Source organism: Proteiniclasticum sp. (genome assembly GCF_003514505.1).
Lineage (GTDB): Bacteria > Bacillota > Clostridia > Clostridiales > Clostridiaceae > Proteiniclasticum.
On sequence record NZ_DOPX01000024.1, the window covers coordinates 26,359 to 52,362 of the forward strand.

Here is a 26,004-nt window from a genome sequence, read left to right on the forward strand (position 1 = left end):
TTGTCTATTAGAGTCGTAACTGTATGTTTTTTATTTCGAATCAGAATATTTTCTTGAATCATCATAAATCTTTTCACAGAGATCATAAAGAAAAGATGAAAAGTGTATAGATGTAAGATGTAAGTAACAAACATCGGAGCTCTATTTGTCGATGGATGTATTCGGATATTATGTACTATTATGTATCAAAATAACAAATATATGCAGTTGTGTTCAAAACATCAAGAAAAATTCAGAAAAAATGAATTGTATTTCCATGTTGAAGTTGTATAATTAGTAATCGCTGAAAAGAAATGTAAAACATTGAAATATTCTAATTGAGCAATAGAACAAAGGTTTCTAGCGATGATATTCATTCAGGATCAAGGTTTTTCTGGATATTTTACTAATTCCATGAACATTGTTTCTGAATACTTAAAGAACCTTGAATCTATTCTTAAACTGCCTTTGAAAACGACCACAGGCAGATGTATTTTGGTATAGTAAAGTTGAGAATGTAAGGAATGACTTACGTGGGGTGAAAAGTATGGACAATATGATTAAAAAACTTACACAGAACAAATGGACACTGCCGCTTCTTCTTGGAGCGATTCTATATGGAAAGTCGCTGTTTCTGCTGGTGACCCTTTATGATGCCAGTGCAAGGGTATTCATGATGAGTCTTCTTAGTATTGCACCGATTTTAGTGATTGTGTCTTTTTCTTTCCTCTTCGAGGGCAGGAAAAAATTATGGTACTTCTTCTTTGTTAATGTAGGGTATTCCATTCTATTCTACGCAGATATGACTTATTTTGATGGACTGAACAGGCTGTTCAGTTTTTATGTGCTATATCTGAAGAACATCAGCCCCGAGTTTGCAGCAAGCACCAGTGAGTACTTCATGAACCTGAATTTCCTGGTTTTTGTGGATCTGCCCTTTGTGCTCTATATGCTGCTGAAATCAAAAAAGGTCATTGGAAAGTCTGTTCGTCAGAAAAACAGAGAACTCCGGATGAAGAGATGGGGACTCTTTGGCACTGCCTTCGCCTTGAGCTTTATGCTCATGGTGACACAGTTCATGACCGTTAGAAAGACAGCTGGAATTGAAAACTACGAAAATCATGCGCTTCTGCTATCTCCGGTGGGAAACCATATGGTCAACTTGGCTACTTTTATCAGAGACAGTGTGAAAAAGCTCAACGAAGAGGAAATTGCTTCCATTGAAGACTGGTATGAGGAAAATGCATCCCACTTCAATGTAGCGGATGAGTATAAGGATCTGAAAGGTCTTCTTGCTGGAAAGAATCTCATTGTAGTTCATTTTGAATCCCTGGAGAGCTTTGCGCTGGATTACACCTGGCAGGGTCAGGAGATTACACCAAACCTTAATAAACTGATAAAAAACAGCATCAATTTCACCAATGTGAGAGAACAGATTCAGGAAGGTGTCAGTTCCGATGCGGAGCTGATGTTCAACACAGGTCTGTATCCTACCCAGAAGGGCAGCGCATTTATGAGCTATGGAGAAAATGAGTATTTCGGTCTTCCCAAGCTTTTAAAGAATGAAGGATATGAAACATCAGCCATTCATGGTGATATGGCGGCCTTCTGGAACAGAGATATTGTTTATCCGAATATCGGCATTGAGCGGTATGTGGACGAGGAGCTTTTTGAAGACAAACGATACAGTGGACTTGGTATTTTGGATGAGTCTCTCTTTAAACAGTCTGTAAAGGAAATAGAGAGATCGACTAAGCCATACTACTCCTATGTTATGACAGTAACCTCCCATACTCCTTTTACCATAGAGGAAGAACATAGATATCTAGGTATCCCATGGGACAACCATGACGCAGGATACCTAGAAAGCATCCACTATACCGACCACTACCTGGGTGAGTTCTACAAAGAGCTGGAAGCAAAGGGAGAATTGGAGAATACAGCCCTCATCGTTTTTGGAGACCATGAAGGCGTGCACAAATATCATGACTCCAACTTACCTGACAATGAGAAGAAGCTGCCATTCTTTATCCATATTCCTGGTATGGAAGAAATGGAAATCGATACATTAGGTGGACAAGTGGACATGCTGCCAACCATTCTGTATCTTCTGGGTGTCGATGAAGATCTGTACACCGATAAAGTGATGGGCAGCAACCTCTTCAGAGAGGGAGAGGGATCTGTGGTCATGGCCACTGGAGAAGTCCTTGGTGATCCGAAAGATTACGACCATCTTTTCAATGCTCCATATGTATCGAACCTTATCATCACGGGAGATTACTTCAGAGCAGCTGAAAAAGATGTGGACATTACCCCGAACACACAAATGGTGGAAGAAGAGAAAAACAAATCCCATTAACCGCAACGTCCTTACGGACCTTGACCTGATGGAAGACAATGTAATAAAGAGAGCGTATGCCGGCAGACTTTTTGGTGCCGCAGCATACGCTCTTTTTCAGTCATATATTAATACTCCATGGGAATCTCAATGCCATACTGCTCTTTGGTCACTTTCTGATAGATAGCCAGAAGATCCTCTTTTCCAGTGAGCTTTAGAATAAAGAAGGAACGGAAGAGAGAAGACATATAGTTTTTGTTTTTCAGATGGTACTCGGCAATGCCTTTTCTGTAATAGAGCGAATTGAGTCCATGGGTGGTTTCCTTTTCCAGGCAAAAAGCCAGCGCTTCATCTGCCACAAGAAGCACTTTTTTATGGGCATCCTCCAGGTGATAGTTGTAGCAGATGTTGGTGTAGATTTTCACAAGCAGAAACATCTGATAGGGCGTTGGTGCACCTTTTTTCAGTCTCTCCAGGATGAAATAAAGAATTTTGGTGCTGAGAGATAGTTCTTTCTCTTCCGCCAGTAAAATGGCATATAGAAGAAGTATACGCAGCTCAATAAAGCTGTATTTGTAGGTCATAAACTGTGTAATATTGAAGGAAGGTTGCGTAAGACGCAGAGCATCTAGAAGAATGTTCTTGGCATCGGTCTTATCGCTCTCGAAGCGGGAATGATAAAGCGCTGCGCCTCTAATGAGAAGCAGAAGCTGGATGACTTCATTGGGATTGATGAAAACAAGATCTTTATTCTCTTTAAAGCTGTCACGTATTTCTTTCTCCAAAGCCCTCATTTTTTCATCATTATAGGTGGTGATGATATCATCCAGCGCATCATAGTATTCCGTGAGCATTTTATGAGAACGGCTTTCTTTCAAAAGTTCGAGAAGATCTTCTTTGTAAAGACTGGAGAGAAGTTCTAGGGTTTCATACCTTGGGATGACCTCCCCTTTTTCAATTCTACGCAAGGTATCAGAACTGATGCCGCTTTGTTTTTCCAGTTCCCGCTGACTGTATCCCAAATCTCTCCGGAGTTCTTTCAGTTTTTCACCAAAAGCTTCCAGGTTGTAGCTGATAAACATAATGCACCTCCAAATCCGTATCACTACTTTTATTTTAATGATGTGCATTGTCTTTGTATATCTTGTAGAGTGAATTTCTGTGTTTTTTCAGAAATTCTTTTCTGAGTCCTGGGAAAAAATTGAACAGTGCTGTTCAATTTAATTTGCAGTCAAATTTCGGAATTGCTTACTTAAAGAACACAATAAGAACGGTATCAGACTATGTTTAATAAGCATTAAACATGAGGGGTCTTTATTCTTGGAAAACACTGCCAAAACCCTTGAAATCCAGAAGAAGTGCGTGTTTTTCCCTTCCGTTTTTCTCCTATAGTGTAGGTAACAAAGAATACCAATTAAAGGAGTGTTACGGAATGAAAAAGACAATCGCTAAAATCCTCATGGGAGTAATGCTGGCATCGCTGCTCTTTTCGGTGAATACTTACGCTGGCGAAAATGACATTCCTAGAATGTTCAACATTATGCGAGTTGAGGCAAGAAAGTAGGTATGGCTCAGTTCTTGAGCTTTCAACCTATGAGGCAGCAGGAACTTTAGTGTAAGAAGCTGCTGACTTATGGAAGAAGCTGCAGCAAAAAACTGGGTGCGTACGTGTATCAATGTCAGAAAGGAGTCGTATTTTTTGGATGGTGTGTATCTAGAACGAATTCTCATGAATCAGGAACTGAATCAAGCACTTTATAGAAAGGGATCTTTGCTTCTATGCTATTTTCTGGAAGGTGAAATGATTCTTGAGGAAGTAATTCTATCCAGTCGTGAAATGATGATTGTAAGGCGCAGGGAGAGTTCATCCCAACGTCTGATGAGACAGTATGAGCATTTATTTTATGTGTCCAGGACCACCATCAGAGAAGAGAATTTTATGGAATTTCTGGAACGCAGCCACACCCCTTATGAAAATTCCCTCGTCATCTAAGTCATAGAAGATCCTCTCTTCTTTTGATTGTTGCCCATAGGAAAGTCACTGGCAAGCAGGTCTCTGCCAGTGATTTTCTTTTTTTGTGGGATCATGCATGGTGAGCTTTCATTGTGACGATTTTGAAAATTCTGCAGTGAGGGATTTGACCTGCTCCATGATTTCGGTTATACTGATTGTATACATTGTATACCATGAATACAATTTGAGGGGGTTTATCATGAATTTATTTTCTTTAGAAGGAAAAGTTGCCATTGTGACTGGAGCACGAACAGGTCTTGGGCAAGGAATTGCAGTGGCCCTGGCTAAGGCTGGAGCAGATATTGTAGGCGTTGGTTCTACTTCCTTAACGGAAACAGAGGAACTCGTAAAGATGGAAGGCAGAAAGTTTTTAGGGATCCAGGCTGATCTTACAAAGACAGAGCCGATTCCGGACATTCTCCTCAGAGCAGTGGAAGAGTTTGGTAAGGTGGATATTCTGGTGAACAATGCAGGTATTATCCGAAGAGAAGATGCCATCAGTTTCACAGAGAAAGATTGGGATGATGTGATGAACATCAACCTGAAGACTGTATTCTTCCTTTCCCAAGCCTGTGCAAAAGAGTTCATAAAACAAGGGACAGGTGGTAAGATCATCAATATTGCCTCTATGCTTTCTTTCCAGGGAGGAATCCGTGTGCCGTCCTACACTTCCAGTAAATCTGGTATCAAGGGACTGACCATGGCCATGGCCAATGAGTGGGCAAAATATGGCATCCATGTCAACGCCATAGCACCGGGTTACATGGCAACAGACAACACCGACGCCCTCAGGAAAGATGAGAAGAGAAACGAAGAGATTCTGGGAAGAATCCCACAAGGCCGTTGGGGAACACCTGAAGATATGGCAGGTCCATGCATCTTCCTGGCTTCAGAAGCTTCCTCCTACATGAATGGATTTACCATGGCAGTGGACGGCGGCTGGCTGGCCAGATAGAAAGAAAACGATAAGAAATCAGAATGAAAATAAAGATTTTGGAGGAACAAGATTATGAAACTTGAAACAAGATACGCAACACATCCAATGGACTCCATGCTGTACACCACAGAGGAGCTGAGAAGCCATTACCTCATCGAAGAAGTGTTTGTAAAAGACGAGGCAAATTTTGTGTATTCTCATAATGACCGCATCATCGCCGGGGGTATTTTGCCTGTGGAGAATAAAGTGGAGCTTGGAAGCACTAAGGAGCTGGGGACGAAGTTTTTCTTCGAAAGAAGAGAAGCTGGAGTTATCAATGTAGGGGGGCCTGGAAAGGTTCTTCTTGACGGAAAAGTCTTCACCATGGAGAATAGTGATGGACTCTACATTGGCATGGGTACGGAAGAAGTGGTCTTTGAAAGTCTGGATAGAAATAATCCTGCAAAGTTTTATTTCAACAGCGCTCCAGCCCATCATGCTTACAGCACAAGACTCATTACCCTGGCGGATGCGAAGAAAGTGCATCTTGGCAGCGATGAGAACCTCAATAAGAGAACCATCAATCAGTACGTACATCCAGATGTCTGTGAAAGCTGTCAGCTGGTCATGGGTATGACCAGTTTTGAAGCGGGCAGTGTATGGAACACTATGCCATGTCACACCCATGAAAGAAGAATGGAAGTGTACTTCTACTTTAACCTGAAGGAAGAAGACAGAGTGTTCCATATGATGGGTGAACCACAGGAAACGAGACACATCATCATGAAAAATGAGCAGGCTGTGATTTCTCCCAGCTGGTCCATCCACAGTGGTGTGGCCACTGGAAAGTACACCTTCATCTGGGGCATGTGTGGAGAAAATATTGAGTTTACCGATATGGACCATGTGGCCATGGCGGATCTAAGATAAGGGAATTTGCTTCCCTTTTCAGAAGGGATGAGTTATATGAAAGACAAAAACAGTATGTTCAAACTGAATACCATGGGGGACGATGTCTACGAGGAAATGAAAAAAGACATCCTGAACCTCCATATGAAGCCTGGCACACCAGTGACGGAGCAGGGAATCTGCGAAAAATACGGGATTTCTAGAACGCCCAGCAGGCATGTGCTTCAAAGACTGAGAGATGATGGACTCATCCACTCCATACCCTACAAAGCAAGTTTTGTATCTCTTCTTGATTTTAAGAAAATCGAGCAGATTATTTTCATGCGCTGCGCCATTGAGGAAAAAGTGATGAAAGAAGCTTTGAACAAGAAGAATGAAAGGTTTCTCAAAGAGCTGAAAAGAAGTCTGAGAGACCAGGAGGATCTTCTTTCAGAGGAGTTCACACCGGAAGAGTTCTATGCCATGGATGCAGAGTTTCATGCCATCTGGTTCCGCTTCACGGGAAAAGAGTTTGTCTGGGAAGAAATTGAGAGAATGCTCGTACACTATAAAAGGTTCCGTATGCTGGATATCGTGGTAGTAAAGGATTTTCAAACCATCTACGAGGAACATGTGGAACTTGTTCAGATTATAGAAGAGGGAAAAGAAGAACTGGTAGAGAAAAAGATAGCAAAGCATCTTTATGGCGGAATCAACCGGCTGGGAGATAAAATTCATGGAGAGTACAAAGAGTACTTCATAGAAGACAATGCATAGTATCAAAATATTAAATGAGATGATGCCGAAGGTGGACCTTTCAGACGAAGGTCTGCCTTTGTCACAGAGAGAGAAATCTCTCGGATAGAAAGAAAAGAAAGAACGGGGATAATAGAGTTCATGGAAAAACAGAATTTTTATACGAGACTGGATAAGAAAGACCGCTCTGTATTGAATGCGGTGTTTTATGTGTTTTTTGTCAATGGCATCTTTGCCATGATCATGGGGTCGCTTTTGCCCATGATCAGTTTAGAGTACAATCTTTCAGATACACTAAGTGGATCTCTCATTTCAGCTCATTCAGTGGGCAATCTCATCTCAGGCTTTGTTGCAGGTGTGCTGCCCTTGTATCTTGGCCGAAAAAGATCCATTGTGTTTTTATCTTCCTTTGTGACCTTAGGGTTCACCCTGATGATTTTCACAGGAAGTCCGCTGCTGCTTCTTTTGGCTTTTCTTTTCACAGGAATCAGCCGTGGAAGTGTCAGCAACTTCAACAACACCATGGTCAATGAGGTGTCCAACAGCAGTCCGGCTGCGCTGAGCTTTCTTCACAGCGTATTTGCTGTGGGAGCGATTCTTGCGCCAATCCTTGCCATGGTTTCCACAAGGATTCTGGGCAAGGACGGCTGGAGAATGAGTGCCGTCATCATTATTCTTCTTACAAGCCTGTCTCTCTTCTTTTTCTCCAGAATGGAGATGCAGGAAAAAGTCCAGGTGAAGGGAAAAGGAGGAGGGTATGATTTTCTGAAGTCCCGAGTATTTTGGGTCCATGCAGGGATCCTGTTTTTCTATCTTGCTGGAGAAGCCACCATCAACGGATGGATTGTGAAGTACTTTGTGGATTCGAAAATCATGACCATCGGCTATGCCCAGTTTCTTGCATCCATGCTGTGGCTGGCAGTTCTCATCGGAAGAATCACTGTCAGTTATTTCGGTGACCGGATCAGGAAGGAAACCATCCTTCTTGTGACCACCACAAGCACAGTGCTGTTTTATTTTCTCCTTCTTGCCACCAGAAATGTCACGGTGATTACCATAGCCATCTTTGGCATTGGACTTTCCATGGCGGGCATCTATCCCACTACGGTTTCGAAGGTGGGCAAAACCATTAAAGAATATCCCATGGCCATGGGGGTTCTCCTGGTGCTGGGAGGCATTGGGGCCATTGTGATGCCAATCCTTACTGGAGCGCTTTCGGATGCCTTTGGTATTTTTGCGGGGATGAGTGCCATTGTGGTGGTGCTGATTCTCATGATGGTCCTGGTGATGTTCTCTCTAACGGAAGGGAAAAAAAGAGCAAAAGCAGCATAATATTTATAAGTTCATTGCAATAGAAATGGAAGAACCAGAATGAAGCATAAGATATGCATCATCTGGTTCTTTTTTATGGAATTTTTCAATCTGCTTAACTTTTCTCGATAATTTTACTGTGCATCTCTATCCTATATGCTTCTCACGAAAAAGAAGTTCACATTTTGCACTGTTTTATGCTGTTTAGATATTAACATTCATAAGAAGTCTCCGATATGTTGAGTGTATGAGTGTTTTTACATCCAGATGAAGCAAGATATGACAGGAGGGAAGGAGAGAGCAGATCTTTTGTTTTCTAAGAATCGGGGGTTTTTAGAAAACAAAAGACAGTAGATCTGAAGTGAGATTTTTTACATTCAGAGTTCAAGAAGAACTGGCAAATTATTAACTGTAAAGAGGGATAGTATGAAAATTAGAGGAAAACTGATCATTAGTTTTACGGCTTTGGTGGCAATTTTAGCCATCAGTTTAGGGCTGGTTTCCATCATGTCAGCAACTCGTGTTCTCAATAGACAAGCTGAACTGAACTTATCTTATCAAGCTATTGAAGGATCCAATCTTGTTGTGAGTGAAATGCAATCACAAGGTTTAGCGCTTCAAATTCTTGCAGAAATGGATGAAATGAAGAATATGGGTCTATCTGAGATGTTTACGCTGATCAGCCGCCAGATTGTGAAAATGGAGTTTGCTGACATTTGTGTAATTATGCCAGATGGCACACTGAACTATAAAGATAAAAAAGTAATCAAACTGGAGAAGGATGATCCTGCGCTAAAGGTCTTTGATGGAGAAGTCGTCTCTTATTTCGGCATGAGCCCAGCAACTGGAGAGCCAGTTCTTATTTATGCAGTGCCAATCTATCAGAACAGCCGAGTGGTCGGGGGGCTTCTTGGAAGATACCCTGGCGTAGCTCTCAGTGAGCTGAGCGACCAGATTACATACGGAAAAGATGGATATGCATACATTATTAATGAAGAAGGCACCGTCATCGCACATAGAGATAGGGATAAAGTCAGAGAACAATCTAATCCCATCAAGGATGGAGAGACAGATCCTTCATTGGCGTCTACGAAGGTTTTGTTTGAAAAGATTTTGAAAAATAAAGCTGGTTTAGAGCATTATGAGATTAATGGTATCAAAAGATACGCAGCATTTTCACCAATAGAAAATACAACCTGGACACTTGTTGTTACGGCTACGGAAGAATATGTGCTCTCAGGAAGAGACGAAATCCGTGATAATATTTTCTATGTAGCAATCGTTGCACTGCTAATAGGTGCAATCTGCACCTATTTTATCGGTTCCAACATTGTAAAACCTATTAAACCTGTAGTAGAGAAAGCAAAGCTGCTTGCTGCCCTTGATTTGCGTGAAAACCTGTCTGAGAAGTCTCTCAAAGCGAAGGATGAAATGGGGGATATCAGTAGAGCCTTGCAGCAAATCATTGACAGTTTCCGGGATGTGTTACGTAAAGTAGACCACTCTTCCCAGGATGTGGCGGCTTCTTCCAAGCAGCTGCAGGCCAGCGCGGATCAGTCTGCGGTAACTGCAGAAGAAGTATCTAAAACTGTAGAGGAAATCGCAAGAGGAGCTCAGGAACAGGCAGCCAATACAGAAGATGGCTCTCAGAAAGCACTGTCTCTTGGTGAAAGTATTGAAGTCAACAACAAGTTCCTCATTCAGCTCAGTGAATCCAATGAGCAGGTGGCGGAGATTGTAAATATTGGTATGAATGAAATGGAGAAGCTATCAGGGATTACCAAGGAAAGCACGGAGTCAGTAAAAGAAATCGCATCCATCATCGATCTGACCCATAAGAGTGCAGCAAATATCGGACAAGCCAGCTCCATGATCTCAAGCATCGCAGACCAGACAAATCTTCTGGCTCTCAATGCCGCCATTGAAGCAGCAAGAGCAGGAGATGCAGGCAGAGGGTTTGCTGTGGTTGCTGAAGAGATCAGAAAACTTGCGGAGCAATCTGCCCGATCCACAAAGGCTATTGACATGACGGTTTCAGAACTTCAGAAAAATGCGGAGAATGCGGTGAGAACCATGGAAAGAGTGGTAAGCATCACCAGTGAGCAGTCCGGGTCTGTATCCTCCAGTATGGATATGTTTGGAGCTATTGAATCTGCTACCAAATTCTCCATGGAATATACAGAGCATCTTAATGAGTCCGGCAGAGTCATGATGGAAATGAAAGAAGCCATCATGGATGCCCTACAGAATCTTACAGCGATTTCGGAGGAGAACTCTGCGGCCACTGAGGAAGCTTCCGCTTCCATGGAGGAGCAGTCCGCTTCCATCCAGGAGATAGCCAGCGCTTCTGAGAACCTGGCAAAGCTTTCTGAAGAACTGAGAAGAATCATCAGCCAGTTCCAGATGTAGAACGGATCCACCCAAAGCGAAGTGAACTGACTTCTTCTCTTTGGGTGTTTTTCATACAATAAAACAGACAGAAAGGGGATTAAAATATGATTGCGTGGAAAGAGGACTATGAAGTTGGGATTGATGTGGTAGACAGTCAGCATAAGGAGCTTTTTGTCATTGCAGGAAAAGCCTTTGACCTTCTCAAAAATGAGTTTGTCACAGATAAATATGATGCCATGGTGGAGATTCTGGAAGAGCTCAAGGATTATGCAGCGTTTCACTTTGAAACCGAAGAAAAATACCTGGAAGAGACAGGTTTCAAGAAACTTTTCTCCCACAAGATGGAACATGCGGCATTTCTTCAAGAAATTGAGGCCATAGACCTGGAAGAACTTGATGAGAATCAGGAAGAGCATATGATGAGAATTCTGCAGTTCATCGTGAACTGGATCGATCGTCACATTCTGGAGAAAGATCAGCAGTTTGCAGTGAAATAGACCAGTAAAACCCATAAGAGAAAAGGAAAGGATGAGATAGGTCTTCTTTAGAAGAGAAAGAGGGGGGAAACAGATGAGATTTGAAGCCATATCAAGGGAGGAAGCGATTGAAAAAGCAGTGGAGGAACTGAAACTTTCGAAGGATGGCCTTACTGTTAAAGAGATTTCCAAACCTGAGAAGAGAATCATGGGATTGAAGAAGATCCCTGGCATATATGAGATCCTTCCAAAGGAGAAGGAAGAACGCAAAAAAACAGATGATGTGAATGGAACCGTTGAAGTGAGAAATGGCCAGGTGCTGGTGACAGGTCCCAAAGGAAAAGGAGTGGAAGCCACACTGTTTATTCATGAGGATCAGCTGATTTTCAATGTCAATGGAGAGCCTGTCACAGGAAACCGCACCTTGAGCGCTCAGGATGTCATTGAAGTGAGTTTTGAGCATCTGCCTCCAGAAGTGCATTTTCAAGTGGAGCTCAGTGAATCTATGTTGGAAGCCTATGTGGAGATCCGAAGAAAGAGCGGGAAAAAATATAGACTGAAAGATTTGGAGAAAACCTCAAGAGGAGCCCTTCAGATAGAGTTTGATCCACTTCCACCCGAAGCGATTCATCCGGAAGAAGTGTTTACAGCACTAGCGAACTGTGGTGTCCTGCCGGAGTTTATTCTGGAGGATGCAGTAAAGAAAGCCTGCGAAAGCAAGGAAAGCGGGAAAATCCTGGTGGCCAGAGGGAAGGCCCCGGTGGAAAGCAGGAGAACGGACATCGACTACTGCAGCGAGATCTTTGTCAAAGAGATTACGAGAGGTTTAGAGCCTGTGGTGATGAAAGGGACAAAACTGGCCGAAAAAAATGGAGAGGCAGTGGAAGGGATTCCAGGAGTGGATGTCAAAGGAGCAGAAATCAAAGTTCAAAAGGTAAAGGATGAGGAACTGAAAGCAGCCGAAGGAGCGTTCCTTGATGGAAATGCTGTTTATGCTGAAAGAGATGGCAGACCATATCTCAAGAAAGGCGAGATTGGGGTGGTGCCACTGCTCACTGTAGTGGGAGATCTTGATAAAGATACAGAGGACATTGATTTTGATGGAGATGTGGTGGTGAAGGGGAATGTTCAGGACCACATGGTGATCCGTGCCACAGGGAATATTTCCATCATCGGCTCTGTGTACCATTCTGAACTTTATGCGGAGCAGAACATAGAAGTCCAGGGAAAGGTCATTGGGGGGATTTTAAGAGCTGGGGATGAGAATGCAGTGTTCCAGACACTTCTGCCCATCGTGGAGAAAGTGATTCTTGTCATCGAAGCCATGTTCACTGGTCTGCAGCTGACAGAAGGAAGAACGGTTCAGGACATCATGGACAGTATCAGCAAAGGTAAGGAAGAGACTGAAGCTCTTTTCCAGGAGATCGAGCAGATAGAAGAGATTTTCACACCACATCAGCTGCAGGTGGTGGAAGAGATTGAGAAAAAATTCGCCTATGTCTTCAAGGAAATCAGACTTCTTCACAAAGAAGGATTCATCGAGCTCAATACGGTTTATGAAAGGCTTCTTTCTATGGTGGAGATGATGAAAGAAGAACTTCTCGATGCAAGACTGATTAAGCTGTACTACGCTCAGAATGCAACACTGAAATCCAGTGGAGATGTAGAGATTACAGGAGATGGGAGTTATCAGTCCAGTATTGTGGCAGGGAACGAAATCAGATTCACAAAGTTTGCCAGTGTGGTCAAGGGCGGAACTTTACTTGCAGGAAGATTCATCAAGGCTGGGATCGTTGGCACGCCCAGTGAAATTCAGACGTTTCTCAAGGTTTTGGATCGAGAGGGAGATATTACAGGCAGATTCTATAAGGGGACGACGCTGATGAGAAAAGATGAACTGAAGGACTATGCGGCGATTTTAAAGTAACTAGGGGGAATTAAGGTGAAACAAGGCAGTTGGATCAAGGGGCTACTGATATTTGTCATCGTGCTGGGTGCACAAGTGGGGGCTTATTATATAGAGCAGGGTCTTTTGGGGGCACTGGTTTTGGGGGCTCTATCGGGCATTTTTCTTCTTCTTCTCTTTTTCTATGGAAACAGAAGGGAGAATAAAGAAGAAAACAAAGAGAAATCCTTGGAGGGAAGTCAGCTCAGCGAGAAGCTTTTTCTCCTTTCAGAGGATTTGGGCTTTGATTCTCAGGAGCTCTTGTGGCTGACGAAAGAAAATATGAAGACCTTTCGGTCTTTGGCGGAGATTTCCTATGAGATTGACCGCTACAGTGAGCAGAATGCTGCAAGCAGCGAGGAGATCAATGCCAGTGTCAATGAACTGGTGGCAACATCTACAGAGCTCAATGAAAAGGTCCTTCTCATCGACAGAGACAGTGAGAGATCCATGGATCTTCTTACAAAGAACCAGAAGACCATGGAAGAAATCCGGGTGTTCATTGAGCATCTGGGCACTTTAGTTGCAGCCGCAGAAGGGAACAATGGGGAGCTTCAAAGGTCCTCAGAGAAAATACATGAGATTGTGGATTATATCCGTAAGATTTCCAGCCAGACCAATCTTCTTGCGCTGAACGCCGCCATTGAAGCTGCCAGGGCAGGAGAAGCGGGAAGAGGCTTTGCCGTGGTAGCCAGTGAAATCAGAAAACTTGCGGAGCAGACCGATGAAGCCATCACGGTGATTGAAGAGGTCATTAGGACAATACTTCTGAAGATTGAAGCTACAAGAAGCGCTATGGATGAAATCGGGGGAAAAATGGCAGATGCGGACAAGGTGGTACTGGAGTCGGGAAAAGCCATCACAGAGATCGGTAGTGCTTTGAAGGAAGTCCGAAGCAATATGGAGGTACTGACCAAGGTATCTGATGGGCAGAAGAACACTACCATGGAAATTGAGAAGGCTGTGGAGGATGTGACCAAGGCTGTGGAAGAAACCCATATGATTACCACGAAATCCATAGCTCTTGTGGAGACTCAAACAAAGAAGAATGAGGAGATGCTGTCCTACAGCCAGCAAATCAGTGAAGTGGCAGGTACACTCCAGGAGGAAGCCGCTTCACTGAAGGGAGAAAAGGAGATCATCTTCGGAGTGAATCCTTTTATTTCACCAAAGGAAATCAGGAAAATGTATGTGCCGATTCTGGAAAGGGTTGCCGCTTCCATGGGGTATAAAGCAAGAACCATCATTGTGAAGAATTATGATGCTCTAGCCGAAGCAGCGCAGAAAGGCATCATGGACATCGGCTGGTTTTCTCCTTTTGCCTATGTGGCAGCCAGGGAGAAAGCGGGAGTTTTACCAGTGGTGACACCGAAAGTCAGTGGAAAAGCTTCCTACAATGGATATGTCATTGCAAGAAAAGATGGGGAAGTGAAGTCCATGAAGGACCTCAAAGGCAGGACCTTCGGCTATGTGGATGAGAAGAGCGCTTCAGGATATCTGTACGCAAGAGACAGCATCCGGAAAGAAAAGATGGATCCGGACAGAATATTTGCCAAAGTGCTGTTTCTTGGAAATCATGACAATGTCATCGATGCGGTGCTGCGTGGAGAGATTGATGCTGGAGCCACCTATAATGAGGCCTTTGACGCAGCTGTGAAAAAAGGGCTTGATGTGAGTAAGCTATCCATCATCAGTAAGACGGAGGATATTCCAAAGGATGTGTTGGCAGCAAGAAAGGATTTTCCGCTAGATCTTCTAGAGGAACTGAAAAGATACTTTGTGGCCTTTTCAAATTATGAAGGCATTGAAACGAAGGTTCAGGGATTCATTGAATCTTCCGATACGATGTATGATGTCATAAGAAATCTGGATCAGTGAAAAAATGATAAAGGTGCCCTGAAACATGGCTTTCAGGGCTGTCTTTTTTCATCAGAGGGTGCCACTTCCTAAAAGTGATATCCCTTTCAACACATTTATGAGAAGAAAATTCCACCTATGCATTAAATGAAAAACAAAAATGTCGATATAGACAATATCAAATATTTTATGGGAGAACGGATTCTATGAAACAAGTGATCATATTCAACAACTGTGAACAGAATTTTGCGCTGGAACTGGAGAGAATTGAGCGCATCATCGAGTACTCAAAACCTAAAAAACTTCCGGAGACAGCAGAGTATATTCTGGGAGTGATACAGTACAATGAGAAGGTTCTGCCCATCATTGACCTGAACAGAAGACTATACAGCGTTCCTGGAGAAACCGGAAATCACAGCAAAATCATTGTGATTTTATGGAAGGGGGCACACCTTGGACTTGTGGTGGATGAAATCCTTGGCATCAAGACCGTGGAAGACAGTGCTTATGAAGAAGCAGCCATGGGCGAGGAGAGCATATCCTCAGAATACATCAAGGGTTTCCTGAAGATCGGGGAAGACATCATCATTGTCATGGATACAGACAAACTCTTCAGTTTTGTGCAGTCCAGAGAGCTTCTGGAGCTGGAGGAAGACGAGGATGATGAGGAGTACGAGGAAGAGGACAGCGAGGATGAAGAGCTGGAGGAAGACGAAGACGAAGACGAATAGCTGAAAACGAAGGGTTTGGTAAGGTGAACAGTATTTTGGAAGAGCAAATGAAGGTTGGCATTGCTGACTATAAAATCGGGACATCCCCCCAAAAACTCATCACACTGGGGTTGGGATCCTGCGTGGGCATTGCCCTCTATGATAAAGTGAAAAAAGTCGGCGGACTCAGCCATATCATGCTTCCAGACAGCACAGCCTTTCATCGGGATGTGAAGGAAGAGAAGTTTGCAGATACGGCTATTCCGAAGATGATCCGGGAACTTTGCGGCGGCAGCCTGAATACTAGAAATCTTGTGGCAAAGATTGCAGGCGGTGCCAGTATGTTCAAGTTCCCTGATAAGAAGATGACCAGTGACATTGGCAGAAGAAATGTGGAGGCTGTGGAAAAGGTGCTGAATGAACTTGGCATTCCCATCCTTGGCAGCCATACGGGAGGGTCTGTGGGAAGAACCATGGTGGTGGACCTGGAGACGTTCGTAGTGGATATCAGAACTGCCAGCAAAAGCATTACGGTGCTGTAAACGGAGGAAGAAAGATGCAAGTGAGACTCATGGTGGTAGACGATTCGGCTTTCATGAGAAAGATCGTTTCAGATGCTGCATCCAAGGTAACAGGGGTCACTGTTGTGGGGACCGCAAGAAATGGCGTAGATGCCATTGAGAATATCGAAAGGTACCGCCCGAACATCATCACCATGGATGTGGAAATGCCAAAGATGAATGGCATTGAGGCGCTGAAAATCATAAAAAGAGATCATCCCGAGATTGAGGTGATCATGCTTTCCTCCCATTCCAAAGAAGGAAGTCTTGTGACCATGGAGGCTCTGGAACTGGGAGCTCTTGATTTTATTGAAAAATCATCCGATCGGGGAGACCTGAGTTTTCTGACCAGTCAGCTGGAGTCGAAGCTACTTATGGCGGAGGTTCTCACAAAACCAAAGGAACTCAGGGAAAAGGTCAAGGAAGCAGTCCCTCAGAGGAGAGAGTCTTTATCTGCAGGCGGTTTTGACTATAGAAAAGTGAAAGCGGTGGTTCTTGGAGCGTCTACGGGCGGTCCAAAGGTCCTCTTTCAGATTGTGAGACAGATTCCAAAAGAACTGAATCTTCCAGTGTTTATCGTCCAGCATATGCCAAAGGGATTCACCAAGTCTTTTGCAGAGCGTATGGATGGAGATTCTGCCTTGAAAGTGGTGGAAGCAGAGGACGGGATGTCTGTGGAGAATAATACGGTCTATGTGGCTCCTGGAGATTTTCACATGGTGGTGGAGTCCGGAAAAATCAGGCTCAATCAGAAACCGAAGCTTCATGGCGTAAGACCTGCGGCAGATTTTCTGATGGAGTCTGTGGCCAGAAGTTATGGAGGCCATGTTCTCGCAGTGATTCTGACCGGTATGGGTAAAGATGGTGCTGCAGGGCTGATGTCCATCAAAGAAGCGGGGGGGCATGTCCTTGCCCAGAACAGGGAGACCTGCGTGGTTTATGGTATGCCTGGATATGCCGTCTCTTCAGGAGTGGTGGATGAGATCCTCTCTCCAGAGGACATTTCAGAAAGAATTTTAAGGATTGTGAGGTGAAATCATGGAGATGGAACTGGACTATGATTTTTTTAAAGAATGGGTGAAGAAGAAGCTGAAGATTGATCTTCATGCGTATAAGGAAAAGCAGCTCCACAGGCGTATTGCCACGGTGATGACCAGTGCAGGTGTTTCTGATCTTCGGAGCTACGCTGCACTCATTGAGAAAGACCAGCAGGTCCGGCAGGTGTTTCTCGACTACATCACGATTAATGTGACGGAGTTCTACAGAAACAAAGAGATTTTTGAAGAGTTCGAAACGGCATTAAGAGAGATCCTGGTGCCCCGTTTCAAAAATCTCAAAATCTGGAGCGCTGCTTGCTCCATCGGGGCAGAGCCCTATAGCGTCTCCATGATTATGGAACGGAACCAGATCAGAAACAGCAGCATCCTTGCGACAGACATTGATGACACCATTTTGAGAAAAGCAAAGGAAGCAAAGTACCGGGAAACAGAACTGAAGAATGTGGCTCCATCAGAACTCATGGATTTTTTCGAGAAGAAAGGAAATGAATTTGTGCTTTCTGATACCATCAAAAAAAGAGTGCAGTTCAAAAAACATGATCTTCTTCTGGATCCATACGAGAAGAATTTTCATGCAGTCATCTGCAGAAATGTCACCATCTATTTTAAAAATGAAGCCAAAAATGAAGTCTACAAAAAGATCAATGAATCTCTTGAAAAAGGCGGCATCTTTTTTACAGGGGCCACTGAAGCCATCTACAATCCGGCCAGTTTTGGATTTAGAAAGCTCTCCACCTTTTTGTATGAGAAAGTATAAGGGGGAACGACAAGTTCATGGATGATACACAAAAGTACAGGGATCTGTTTTTTGAGGAAACAGATGAGTACCTTCAAAGTCTTAATGAAAATCTTCTGATATTGGAAAAGGATACGGAAAGCCCGGGCATCATCGATGAGATCTTCCGTTCTGCCCATACATTGAAGGGCATGGCGGCGACCATGGGGTATACCACCATGACGGAGCTCACCCACAACATGGAGAATGTGCTGGATCTTTTCAAAACAGGAAAACTGAAGGTGTCCAGTGAAGCGGTCAGCGTGATTTTCGCTTGCCTTGATAAGCTTCAGGAAATCGTAGAGGACCTTCGGGCAGATCATTATCCAGATTATGATATATCAGAACTGCTGTATGATCTTTCAAGCCTTGCAAATCCGGATACACCAGAAAACACCGAGGTGGAGGAAATGCCAGAAGCTGTGATGGAACCAAAAGAAGGCATGGCCCACGATGCTGTGTCTGAAGTGGATGCCTCTGTTCTTCGACAGGCATATGAAAAAGGCTTCAGGGGCTACAGCATCCTGGTGAAGGTTATGGAGAGCTGTATGCTGAAAGGTGCCAGAGCATATCTTGTGGTGAACAAATTGGAGCAGAGGGGAGAAATCATTGCGACGAACCCTGGCGTAGAGGAAATGGAAGAAGGAAACTTCGACCGGATCTTTAAACTTCTTTATGTCTCCATGAGCGAAAGGGAAGAAGTGCTGGAAGCGGTAGAGAATGTGGCAGAAATCGAAGAAGTGCTGGTGAAGGAACTAAGAGAAGAGGATCTTCCGGATGTGTTTTCTGTACCACAACTAGTTGCGGAAGAAAAGTCCCAGGAGGAGACCGAAGAGTCTCAAAAACCTGTGAAGAAAACAAGAGTGACAAAGAAGGCCAAGGAACCCAAGGCAATCAAAGAACCCAAGGCAATCAAAGAACCCAAGGAAGCAAAACCCAAAAAGGTGAAGGAGCCTGTGAAGGCCAAAGAACCTGTGAAGGCAAAGGCGGAAGAGAAGCATACAGCACCTCATGCCAACCAGTCTATTCGAGTGGATCTTTCAAGGCTTGATAATTTCATGAACCTGGTGTCTGAGCTTGTCATCTACAGAACTAGACTGGAAGAGCTCAGCACACAGTATAAAGCCACAGAAATCAATGAGCCTTTGGAGCAGGTGGCAAGGATCACCTCGGATCTTCAGGATCTGGTGCTGAAAATCCGAATGCAGCCTGTGAATGTGGTCTTCAACCGCTTCCCAAGAATGATCCGGGATCTCACCAAAGAGCTGGACAAAGAAATGGATCTCATCATTGAAGGGGAAGAAACTGAGCTTGACAGAACAGTAGTGTCCGAACTGGGAGAGCCTCTGGTGCATCTCATCAGAAACGCAGCGGATCATGGCATCGAGTCTGCAGAGGAAAGAATTGAAAAAGGAAAGGATCCAAAGGGAACCATTCATCTGTCCGCTTATCAGGAAGGCAATAAGGTGGTCATCAAAGTCAGTGATGACGGTAAAGGCATTGATCCGGAGAAGATCAGAGAGAGTGCTATGAGAAAGGGCATTCCAACAGACGGGCTCTCCAAGGCAGAGCTCATCAACCTCATTTTCAATCCGGGCTTTTCCACCAACACGGAGGTGACGAGCATTTCCGGACGAGGCGTGGGCATGGATGTGGTGCGTTCCAAGATCACCTCTTTGGGAGGCAGCATCGATGTATTGTCTGAAGTGGATCAGGGAACGAATTTTGTCATAAAGCTTCCTCTGACTCTTTCCATCATACAAGCGCTTATGGTCCATGTGGGCAGCGAAACTTTTGCCCTTCCACTGGGGCTCATTGAGAAAGTTGTGAAGGTCCTGGAAGGAGATATCAAGGACTCCCATAATGGAGAAGTGTATATCTATCGAGAAAAAGTCATTCCGGTTCTTCGGGTGAATGAAGCCCTTTCACTCAGCTCTGAAGCAACAAACCAGCATATCATCCTGGTGAACATCGGTGGCAGACAGTATGGACTGGTGGTGGATGAACTCATTGGCCAGCAGGAGATCGTCATAAAGAAGCTTAGTGGCTCTTTAAGCAAAATGAAGGAGTATCTAGGCGCGGCCATCTTAGGAAATGGAGACATCACCCTTATTCTGGATGTGGGAAACCTGGTTTCCGGAAAGGAGGAGACTTTTGAATAAAAGCTTGTACTCCTCTCTTCAGCTGGATGTGCTGAAGGAATTGGCCAATATCGGTGGGGGAAATGCGGCCACAGCCATCTCCCAGCTGGTGGGAAAATTTGTCAATATGAATGTTCCAACCATAGATATTTTAGATTATAATGAAATTTATGAGAAGATCATGGCAGAAGATACAGAAGTGGTCGCCGTGTCCATGAGAGTTATGGGCATGGAAAGCGGGAATTTCCTCTTTGTGACTACCCCGAAGAATGCCGAAATTCTGGTAAGGATGATGATGCCGGAAGGAGTTCAGCTCAGCGATGAACTGGAATACTCGGCCATCAGCGAGCTGGTGAATATTGTTGTCACCTCTTATTTAAATGCCTTGTCGAGAATGCTCGACCTGTCCTTAATCTCATCGGTGCCCGCCCTTACGGTGGACATGTTCGGAGCCATTTTAAGCTATGCTTATATGGAAAGTGAACAGTACGATGACCAGGTGATGATCATTAAAAATGAGTTTACCTATGATGGAGCCAAGGTGGAATCCTCCTTGTACTTCATCCCGAAGCCAGGGGTTCTGGATTCTTTATTCAAACAAATTGGAGTGTAACGAAGGGAGATATACCATGTCAAAGAGAATTATGATTGTAGACGATGCCATTTTTATGAGGATGAAACTGAAAGATATCCTGGAGAAGAATGGATATGAAGTGGTTGCAGAAGCACAGAATGGTGCGGATGCCATTGAAAAATACAGAGCTGAACGGCCGGATATCGTGACCATGGACATCACAATGCCGGAGATGGATGGTATTGAGGCACTAAAAGGCATCAAGAGAATAGATCCATCAGCAAAAGTCATCATGTGCAGCGCCATGGGGCAGCAGGCCATGGTGATGGAAGCGATTCAGTCAGGAGCACTGGACTTCATTGTGAAGCCTTTTGAGACGGACCGAGTCATCGATTCCATCCAGAAAGCCAGCAAGTAGGGCGCATTATGGAGAAGCAGATTATTGTATTTACATTAGGTGAAAAGCATTATGCCGTTAATTCAGACCAGGTGGAGGAGATCAGCAAAATGATGGATTCCACTGTGGTACCCAATGCGCCGAAGCACATCCGGGGTCTGATCAATCTACGGGGAAATGTGGTGGCACTTGTGAATCTTTCAGAGCTGCTGCGTCTGAAAGAAAAAGAATGCTATAATAATATCGTGATTATGAACAAGGAAGATGAAAAAATAGGGATTCTGGTTACAGAAGTGAAGGAAGTCCTGAAAATACAAGACGAAGATATTGAGAAGGTATCCGGAGATGGCAAGAATGGTGTTGTAGGCATCATTCAGCTGGGTGGAAATCTTGTGAATTACATCGATCTGGAACGCATTATTTCGTAAATGAGGGATGAACTTGAAACAGGTACTATCACAACAGGAAATAGATTCTTTGCTGAATGCGCTCAATACGGGAGAAATCAATCCGGAGGAGATGAAGCAGGAGGAGGAGAAAAATAAAGTCAGAGCCTATGACTTCAGAAGGCCCATTAAGCTTTCCAAAGAGTATGTCAATACGCTCTACATGATTTTTGAAACCTTCGCCAAAAGCGCATCAAACGTGCTGTCCACCATGGTGAGAACCAACATCAATATGACTCTTGGTGCGGTGGAACAGGTAAGTTTTGATGAGTTTGTACACTCCATTCCAAACCCCACCATCATGGGGGTATTCCATACTCTCCCTTTGAATGGAAACCAGATTATGGAAATCAATCCGCAGTTTGGCATCCAGATCATTGAGCTTCTTTGTGGTGGCGCCAAAACCAAGGAAAAGAAGGGACAGAAAAAAGAGAAGTTCACAGACATTGAGCTGGGGATTGTGGAGGATATGATCCAGAATCTCTTAAAAGTGTTTAAAAGCTCCTGGGCTGAAATTCTCGATCTAGAACCGGAACTTGACAATCTGGAAACCAATGCACAGCTGGTTCAGACCATGTCGCCCAATGAGCCTGTGGTCCTTATCAGCTTTGTGGTGGAGATTTTCGATACGAAGAGTTTCATCAACATCTGTATTCCTTATGTTTCCTTTGAGAACATTACAGACAAGCTGAGTATCAGAAGCTGGTTTGATATGGGGAAAACCTATGATGATAACCGCTTCAGAGACCAGATTGCCGAGAGGCTTGTACAGACCGATGTGAATATCACTGTGGAGATGGGAAGAACAGTGCTTACTGTGGATGATTTCCTCCACCTGGAAGCAGGAGATATTGTACAGCTGGACATGAAGACAAACCAGCCCATGAAACTATATGTGGAAGATAAGGTGCACTACCTGGTGCAGCCGGGGCTTTATAAAGAAAAGATGGCCGTACAGGTACTACAATATGTGGAAGAGGATGTTGAATTATGAAAGATAACTTTTTATCCCAAGCAGAAGTGGATGCACTCTTAAGCAAAAAAGCCGCCGCGGAAGAGACAGGTCTCAAGGAGACGGACAAGGATGTCATAGGTGAGGTGGGAAACATCACCATGTCTACGGCTGCGACGACCCTTTCTTCCATCATCAGCAAAAGAGTATCCATCACGACACCTAGAGTCAGCTATATTCCGTTCCAGTCCATCATCGATGAATGTGACATTCCGAAGATTGTTTCAAGAATCGGCTTTAAAGAAGGACTTTCCGGAAACAATCTCCTCATGATGAACATTGAGGATTCTGCAATTATTGCAGATCTTATGATGGGTGGGGACGGCACCAATGCGAATCAGCAGCTGACAGAACTTGAACTTAGTGCGGTATCAGAGGCGATGAATCAGATGATTGGCTCCGCCTCCACTTCCATGGCACAAATGCTTGGAAAAGCCATTGATATCAATCCCCCTGTGGTGGAAGTCTGGGACAAGAAAGAAGACATTGACTACAAGAAGTTCATCAAAGAAGATTATATCTGCAAGATTTCGTTCCATCTTTCGGTAGAAGGGCTCATTGAGAGTGATATTATGCAGCTGTATACGCTGGACACCGTGAAGGAGATTGTTGCGGTGATGATGGGAGAAGCGGTGCCTGCAAAGAAGGAAGCGCCTAAAGCTCCAGCAAGAGAGCTTGAGAGAAGAGAACCCGAGAGACGTGAACCAGAAAGAGCCCAAAGAGAAGAGTATTATGAGGAAGCGCCTAGAAGGCGTGAACCACAGTATGCGGAACGGGTGGATGTTCAGAAACCTGTTTTTGCTAACCTGGAAGACCGCTCTGAGCATGCGCCATCAAGAAACCTGGACCTCATCATGGATGTGCCGCTGGAATTTTCTGTGGTGCTTGGGAAGACCAAAAAGACCATCGAAGAAGTGTTGGCTCTTGGTGCGGGAAGCGTTGTGGAGCTGAATAAGCTGGCAGATGAGCCTCTTGAAGTATATGTCAATGGCAAGCTCATTGCCCATGGTGAAGTGGTGGTCATCAACGAGAACTTTGGTATCCGTATTACTCAGATTCTTAGCAAAGAACAGAGAGTAAAGGGGCTTAAATAGTATTATTAAGAGTAAGGATGAAAAAAGAGGAAAAGTCATTCCTCTTTTTTTCTCTTTCCTCTTAACAATTGTCGTTTTTCTACGATAAGATAGAATAAGAGTAATAAGGCAGGTGAATTCCATGAAAATAGAACAGTTTCACAGTAATTTCGTGCAGAATGTCTATAAAAACAGTGAAGAGAGAAAGCATGGTTATGTGGAAGGGAAGACCGTAGGCAAGAGCAGTGTGGAAATCTCCACGGAAGCCAAAGCGCTGGTGAAAAGAATCCGTGAATCGGAGGACAGCCATTTCTCCGAGAAAGTGGAGAATATCCGCCGTTCTATACAGGAAGGCAGCTACAGCGTGGATCCCGAAAAGATTGCAGAGAAGATTCTAGAAAAGATTGATGAGGAAAAGGGCAGAGGCTGATGAGTGATACAAAAAGACTTCAGGGGGCGTTGAAAGACCTTCTGAAGATCCTGAAAGAAGAAAAAGAAGTGCTTGTGAAAAATGATGCGCTTTCACTGGAAAAGATTGTCGCAAGAAAAAATGAGATTGTGACCATCATCCGGGAAGAGCAGGAAAAGGGTGTTTTGCCCGATGAGGCAGTGCGCTCTTATGCGATGGAGATCGAAAAGCTCCAGGAAGTGAACCAGTTTCTTACAAGGCAGGCATTAAGCTTCCAGGAGGAAATCTTTAAAGCGCTTTCAAAAAATACTGCGGTGAAGCACAATACCTATTCCAAAGAGGGCAGCATGAACCGCACAAAAGAAGTCAGTATCATCGACCAGTCCGTATAGAGGGGTAATTATGTCAGGATTATTTGGTAGTTTCAATGTGGCAGTGAAGGGCTTAAATGCCAATCAGACCGCACTTCATACAACAGGACACAATATTTCTAATGCTAATACTGAAGGCTTCAACCGCCAGAGGGTGGAAATGAAGGCAGATACGCCATACACCTTTGCAGGTGTGGGACAGCTGGGCACTGGTGTCAGAATCCAGTCTGTGGTGCGTATGGTGGATGAGTTTGTGGATCTTCAGATCCGCAATGAAAACAGCATCCTGGCCCAGTATGAAGCTCAGTATGACACCATAGGCCAGATTGAGATGGTCTTTAATGAGCCTTCCAATACCGGACTTAATTTTGCCATGGGTGAAATGTTCAATGCCTGGCAGGAGCTTTCTAAGAATCCAGAGAGCTTGAATGCCAAAAGTATTGTAGTGGAAAAATCCAAAGCTTTCGCAGACAGCCTGAACCATATGGCATCCCGTGCCAATCAGCTGAAGGGGGACGTGGTAGGAAGCATCGGAAAGAACGTGTTTGATGTGAATTCTCTGGTTACCCAGCTGAATACAGTAAATGAGCAGATTGCAAACATCCAGATCAAAGGACAGAGTCCCAATGATCTTATGGACACCAGAGACCAGATTTTAAAAGGACTGTCCAATCTGACAGAAATCAGCACCACTTTTGATAAATGGGGGAGAGCCTCCGTATCCATTGGGGATCAGCAGATTTCCAAAATATTTGGAAGCAATCTTGAAAGCACAGAAAACACGACCATACTGAGCAATGTATCCTCAGTGAAGCAAGTAGGAGACGACTTTGAAGTTCAGATTCAGATTGGCGGGGATACTTCCAATGTGAAGACAGTCACCATGAGCAGTGAGGAAGTGAAGAAGTTCCAGGAAGGAACACCGGTCTTCGTAAAGATGCCTGAGAATGGATCTGATCCAGTGGTTTCAGATCTCACTCCTGCAGAAATAAAATCTGGAGCCATTGGTGGACACAGGAATGCCATTAAGGAAATTGATGCCAGAGTTGAGGATCTTACGAAGTTTTCGGAAGGTGTGAAATTCCTCTTCAATTCAGTACATAATCCGGATGGAACGGGAACTGATTTCTTCACAAGCAGCAACGCTCTCGACTTTTCTGTGAATCAGGATATTATAAGCAATGAAAACCTGGTTGTCACAGGAAAAGACAGCGGTTCACCAGCAGGTGATGGAAGCCGTGCCCTTGCGATTGCAAATTTACGAAATGCGAAGATTGACTTTACTGATTTAACGAAGAATACCTTTAATACTGTCACCAATACCTTTACAACCACAGGAGCCCCAACCACCATGGAAGGTGCCTATGGAGACATTGTCATTAAAGTAGGGGTAAAGACAGAACAGGCTTCCAATATGGTGGACAACCAGACTGCGGTACTTTCTCAGCTATACAACAGGCGGGAATCTGTATCGGGCGTTTCCATCGATGAGGAAGTGACAAATCTTCTGAAGTTCCAGAGAAGCTATGAAGCAAATTCCAGGGTGATCAGCACCATCAATGAGATGCTGGATACCCTCATCAACAGAACCGGGGTATAGGAGGAGT

General features: G+C 44.2%; 25 protein-coding genes. 24 read left to right on the forward strand and 1 reads right to left on the reverse strand.

The window, feature by feature from the left end:
* Window positions 1-526 precede the first annotated feature (526 nt).
* Complete coding sequence (locus DEF30_RS07560) at window positions 527-2,338, forward strand: LTA synthase family protein (protein ID WP_294097825.1); 1,812 nt, start codon at window positions 527-529, stop codon at window positions 2,336-2,338.
* Between the two features lie 107 nt (window positions 2,339-2,445).
* Here the strand turns inward: DEF30_RS07560 and DEF30_RS07565 are convergent, their stop codons facing one another.
* Window positions 2,446-3,399: a helix-turn-helix transcriptional regulator gene (locus DEF30_RS07565; protein WP_294097829.1), complete on the reverse strand. Its 954-nt coding sequence runs from the start codon at window positions 3,397-3,399 to the stop codon at window positions 2,446-2,448.
* Window positions 3,400-3,749: 350 nt separating this feature from the next.
* On the opposite strand from DEF30_RS07565, the gene DEF30_RS07570 reads away from it, so the two are divergent.
* The 23 genes from DEF30_RS07570 (at window position 3,750) to flgK (ending at window position 25,997) form a co-directional block, all read left to right on the forward strand.
* Window positions 3,750-3,881 carry a hypothetical protein gene (locus DEF30_RS07570; RefSeq protein ID WP_294097831.1) on the forward strand — a complete coding sequence of 44 codons (132 nt, stop codon included), beginning with the start codon at window positions 3,750-3,752 and terminating at the stop codon, window positions 3,879-3,881.
* A gap of 69 nt (window positions 3,882-3,950) precedes the next feature.
* Window positions 3,951-4,310: a hypothetical protein gene (locus DEF30_RS07575; RefSeq protein ID WP_294097833.1), complete on the forward strand. Its 360-nt coding sequence runs from the start codon at window positions 3,951-3,953 to the stop codon at window positions 4,308-4,310.
* 220 nt (window positions 4,311-4,530) lie between these two features.
* Window positions 4,531-5,286, forward strand: a complete 756-nt coding sequence (kduD, locus tag DEF30_RS07580; protein ID WP_294097835.1) for a 2-dehydro-3-deoxy-D-gluconate 5-dehydrogenase KduD — start codon at window positions 4,531-4,533, stop codon at window positions 5,284-5,286.
* Between the two features lie 54 nt (window positions 5,287-5,340).
* Entirely contained in the window at window positions 5,341-6,177 is an 837-nt protein-coding gene (gene kduI, locus DEF30_RS07585) for a 5-dehydro-4-deoxy-D-glucuronate isomerase (RefSeq protein ID WP_294097836.1), read from the forward strand.
* Window positions 6,178-6,204: 27 nt separating this feature from the next.
* Complete coding sequence (locus DEF30_RS07590; RefSeq protein ID WP_294097838.1) at window positions 6,205-6,912, forward strand: GntR family transcriptional regulator; 708 nt, start codon at window positions 6,205-6,207, stop codon at window positions 6,910-6,912.
* A 120-nt stretch (window positions 6,913-7,032) separates the two neighbouring features.
* Entirely contained in the window at window positions 7,033-8,223 is a 1,191-nt protein-coding gene (locus tag DEF30_RS07595) for an MFS transporter (RefSeq protein WP_294097840.1), read from the forward strand.
* Between the two features lie 405 nt (window positions 8,224-8,628).
* Window positions 8,629-10,611, forward strand: coding sequence for a methyl-accepting chemotaxis protein (locus DEF30_RS07600; RefSeq protein ID WP_074912185.1), 1,983 nt, complete (start codon window positions 8,629-8,631; stop codon window positions 10,609-10,611).
* An 86-nt stretch (window positions 10,612-10,697) separates the two neighbouring features.
* Window positions 10,698-11,090 carry a hemerythrin family protein gene (locus DEF30_RS07605; protein WP_074912184.1) on the forward strand — a complete coding sequence of 131 codons (393 nt, stop codon included), beginning with the start codon at window positions 10,698-10,700 and terminating at the stop codon, window positions 11,088-11,090.
* A 73-nt stretch (window positions 11,091-11,163) separates the two neighbouring features.
* Complete coding sequence (locus DEF30_RS07610) at window positions 11,164-12,996, forward strand: FapA family protein (RefSeq protein ID WP_294097844.1); 1,833 nt, start codon at window positions 11,164-11,166, stop codon at window positions 12,994-12,996.
* Between the two features lie 15 nt (window positions 12,997-13,011).
* Window positions 13,012-14,892 carry a phosphate/phosphite/phosphonate ABC transporter substrate-binding protein gene (gene phnD / locus DEF30_RS07615; protein ID WP_294097845.1) on the forward strand — a complete coding sequence of 627 codons (1,881 nt, stop codon included), beginning with the start codon at window positions 13,012-13,014 and terminating at the stop codon, window positions 14,890-14,892.
* 185 nt (window positions 14,893-15,077) lie between these two features.
* A complete protein-coding gene (locus DEF30_RS07620) occupies window positions 15,078-15,602 on the forward strand; it encodes a chemotaxis protein CheW (protein ID WP_294097847.1) in 525 nt (174 codons plus the stop codon).
* 47 nt (window positions 15,603-15,649) lie between these two features.
* Window positions 15,650-16,123: a chemotaxis protein CheD gene (locus DEF30_RS07625; RefSeq protein ID WP_074912273.1), complete on the forward strand. Its 474-nt coding sequence runs from the start codon at window positions 15,650-15,652 to the stop codon at window positions 16,121-16,123.
* A 14-nt stretch (window positions 16,124-16,137) separates the two neighbouring features.
* The gene (locus DEF30_RS07630) at window positions 16,138-17,175 is read left to right on the forward strand and encodes a chemotaxis response regulator protein-glutamate methylesterase (protein ID WP_294097849.1); all 1,038 of its coding nucleotides are present in this window, start codon (window positions 16,138-16,140) and stop codon (window positions 17,173-17,175) included.
* Between the two features lie 4 nt (window positions 17,176-17,179).
* Window positions 17,180-17,956 (forward strand): protein-glutamate O-methyltransferase CheR, encoded by a 777-nt coding sequence (locus DEF30_RS07635; protein WP_366409555.1) that lies wholly within the window; start codon window positions 17,180-17,182, stop codon window positions 17,954-17,956.
* A 17-nt stretch (window positions 17,957-17,973) separates the two neighbouring features.
* Window positions 17,974-20,136, forward strand: a complete 2,163-nt coding sequence (locus DEF30_RS07640; protein WP_294097850.1) for a chemotaxis protein CheA — start codon at window positions 17,974-17,976, stop codon at window positions 20,134-20,136.
* Window positions 20,129-20,728, forward strand: coding sequence for a chemotaxis protein CheC (locus tag DEF30_RS07645; protein ID WP_207646188.1), 600 nt, complete (start codon window positions 20,129-20,131; stop codon window positions 20,726-20,728). The genes DEF30_RS07640 and DEF30_RS07645 overlap by 8 nt, the downstream gene beginning before the upstream one ends.
* Before the next feature lie 16 nt (window positions 20,729-20,744).
* Window positions 20,745-21,107: a response regulator gene (locus tag DEF30_RS07650; protein WP_031574241.1), complete on the forward strand. Its 363-nt coding sequence runs from the start codon at window positions 20,745-20,747 to the stop codon at window positions 21,105-21,107.
* Between the two features lie 8 nt (window positions 21,108-21,115).
* Complete coding sequence (locus DEF30_RS07655) at window positions 21,116-21,514, forward strand: chemotaxis protein CheW (protein ID WP_031574240.1); 399 nt, start codon at window positions 21,116-21,118, stop codon at window positions 21,512-21,514.
* A gap of 13 nt (window positions 21,515-21,527) precedes the next feature.
* The gene (gene fliM, locus DEF30_RS07660; RefSeq protein WP_074912177.1) at window positions 21,528-22,526 is read left to right on the forward strand and encodes a flagellar motor switch protein FliM; all 999 of its coding nucleotides are present in this window, start codon (window positions 21,528-21,530) and stop codon (window positions 22,524-22,526) included.
* On the forward strand, window positions 22,523-23,638 hold the full coding sequence (fliY, locus tag DEF30_RS07665; RefSeq protein ID WP_294097877.1) for a flagellar motor switch phosphatase FliY: 1,116 nt from the start codon (window positions 22,523-22,525) through the stop codon (window positions 23,636-23,638). The genes fliM and fliY overlap by 4 nt, the downstream gene beginning before the upstream one ends.
* Before the next feature lie 121 nt (window positions 23,639-23,759).
* Window positions 23,760-24,047, forward strand: a complete 288-nt coding sequence (flgM, locus tag DEF30_RS07670) for a flagellar biosynthesis anti-sigma factor FlgM (protein WP_074912175.1) — start codon at window positions 23,760-23,762, stop codon at window positions 24,045-24,047.
* Entirely contained in the window at window positions 24,047-24,418 is a 372-nt protein-coding gene (locus DEF30_RS07675; protein ID WP_294097880.1) for a hypothetical protein, read from the forward strand. The genes flgM and DEF30_RS07675 overlap by 1 nt, the downstream gene beginning before the upstream one ends.
* 10 nt (window positions 24,419-24,428) lie before the next feature.
* Window positions 24,429-25,997, forward strand: coding sequence for a flagellar hook-associated protein FlgK (flgK, locus tag DEF30_RS07680; protein ID WP_294097882.1), 1,569 nt, complete (start codon window positions 24,429-24,431; stop codon window positions 25,995-25,997).
* Window positions 25,998-26,004 lie beyond the last annotated feature (7 nt).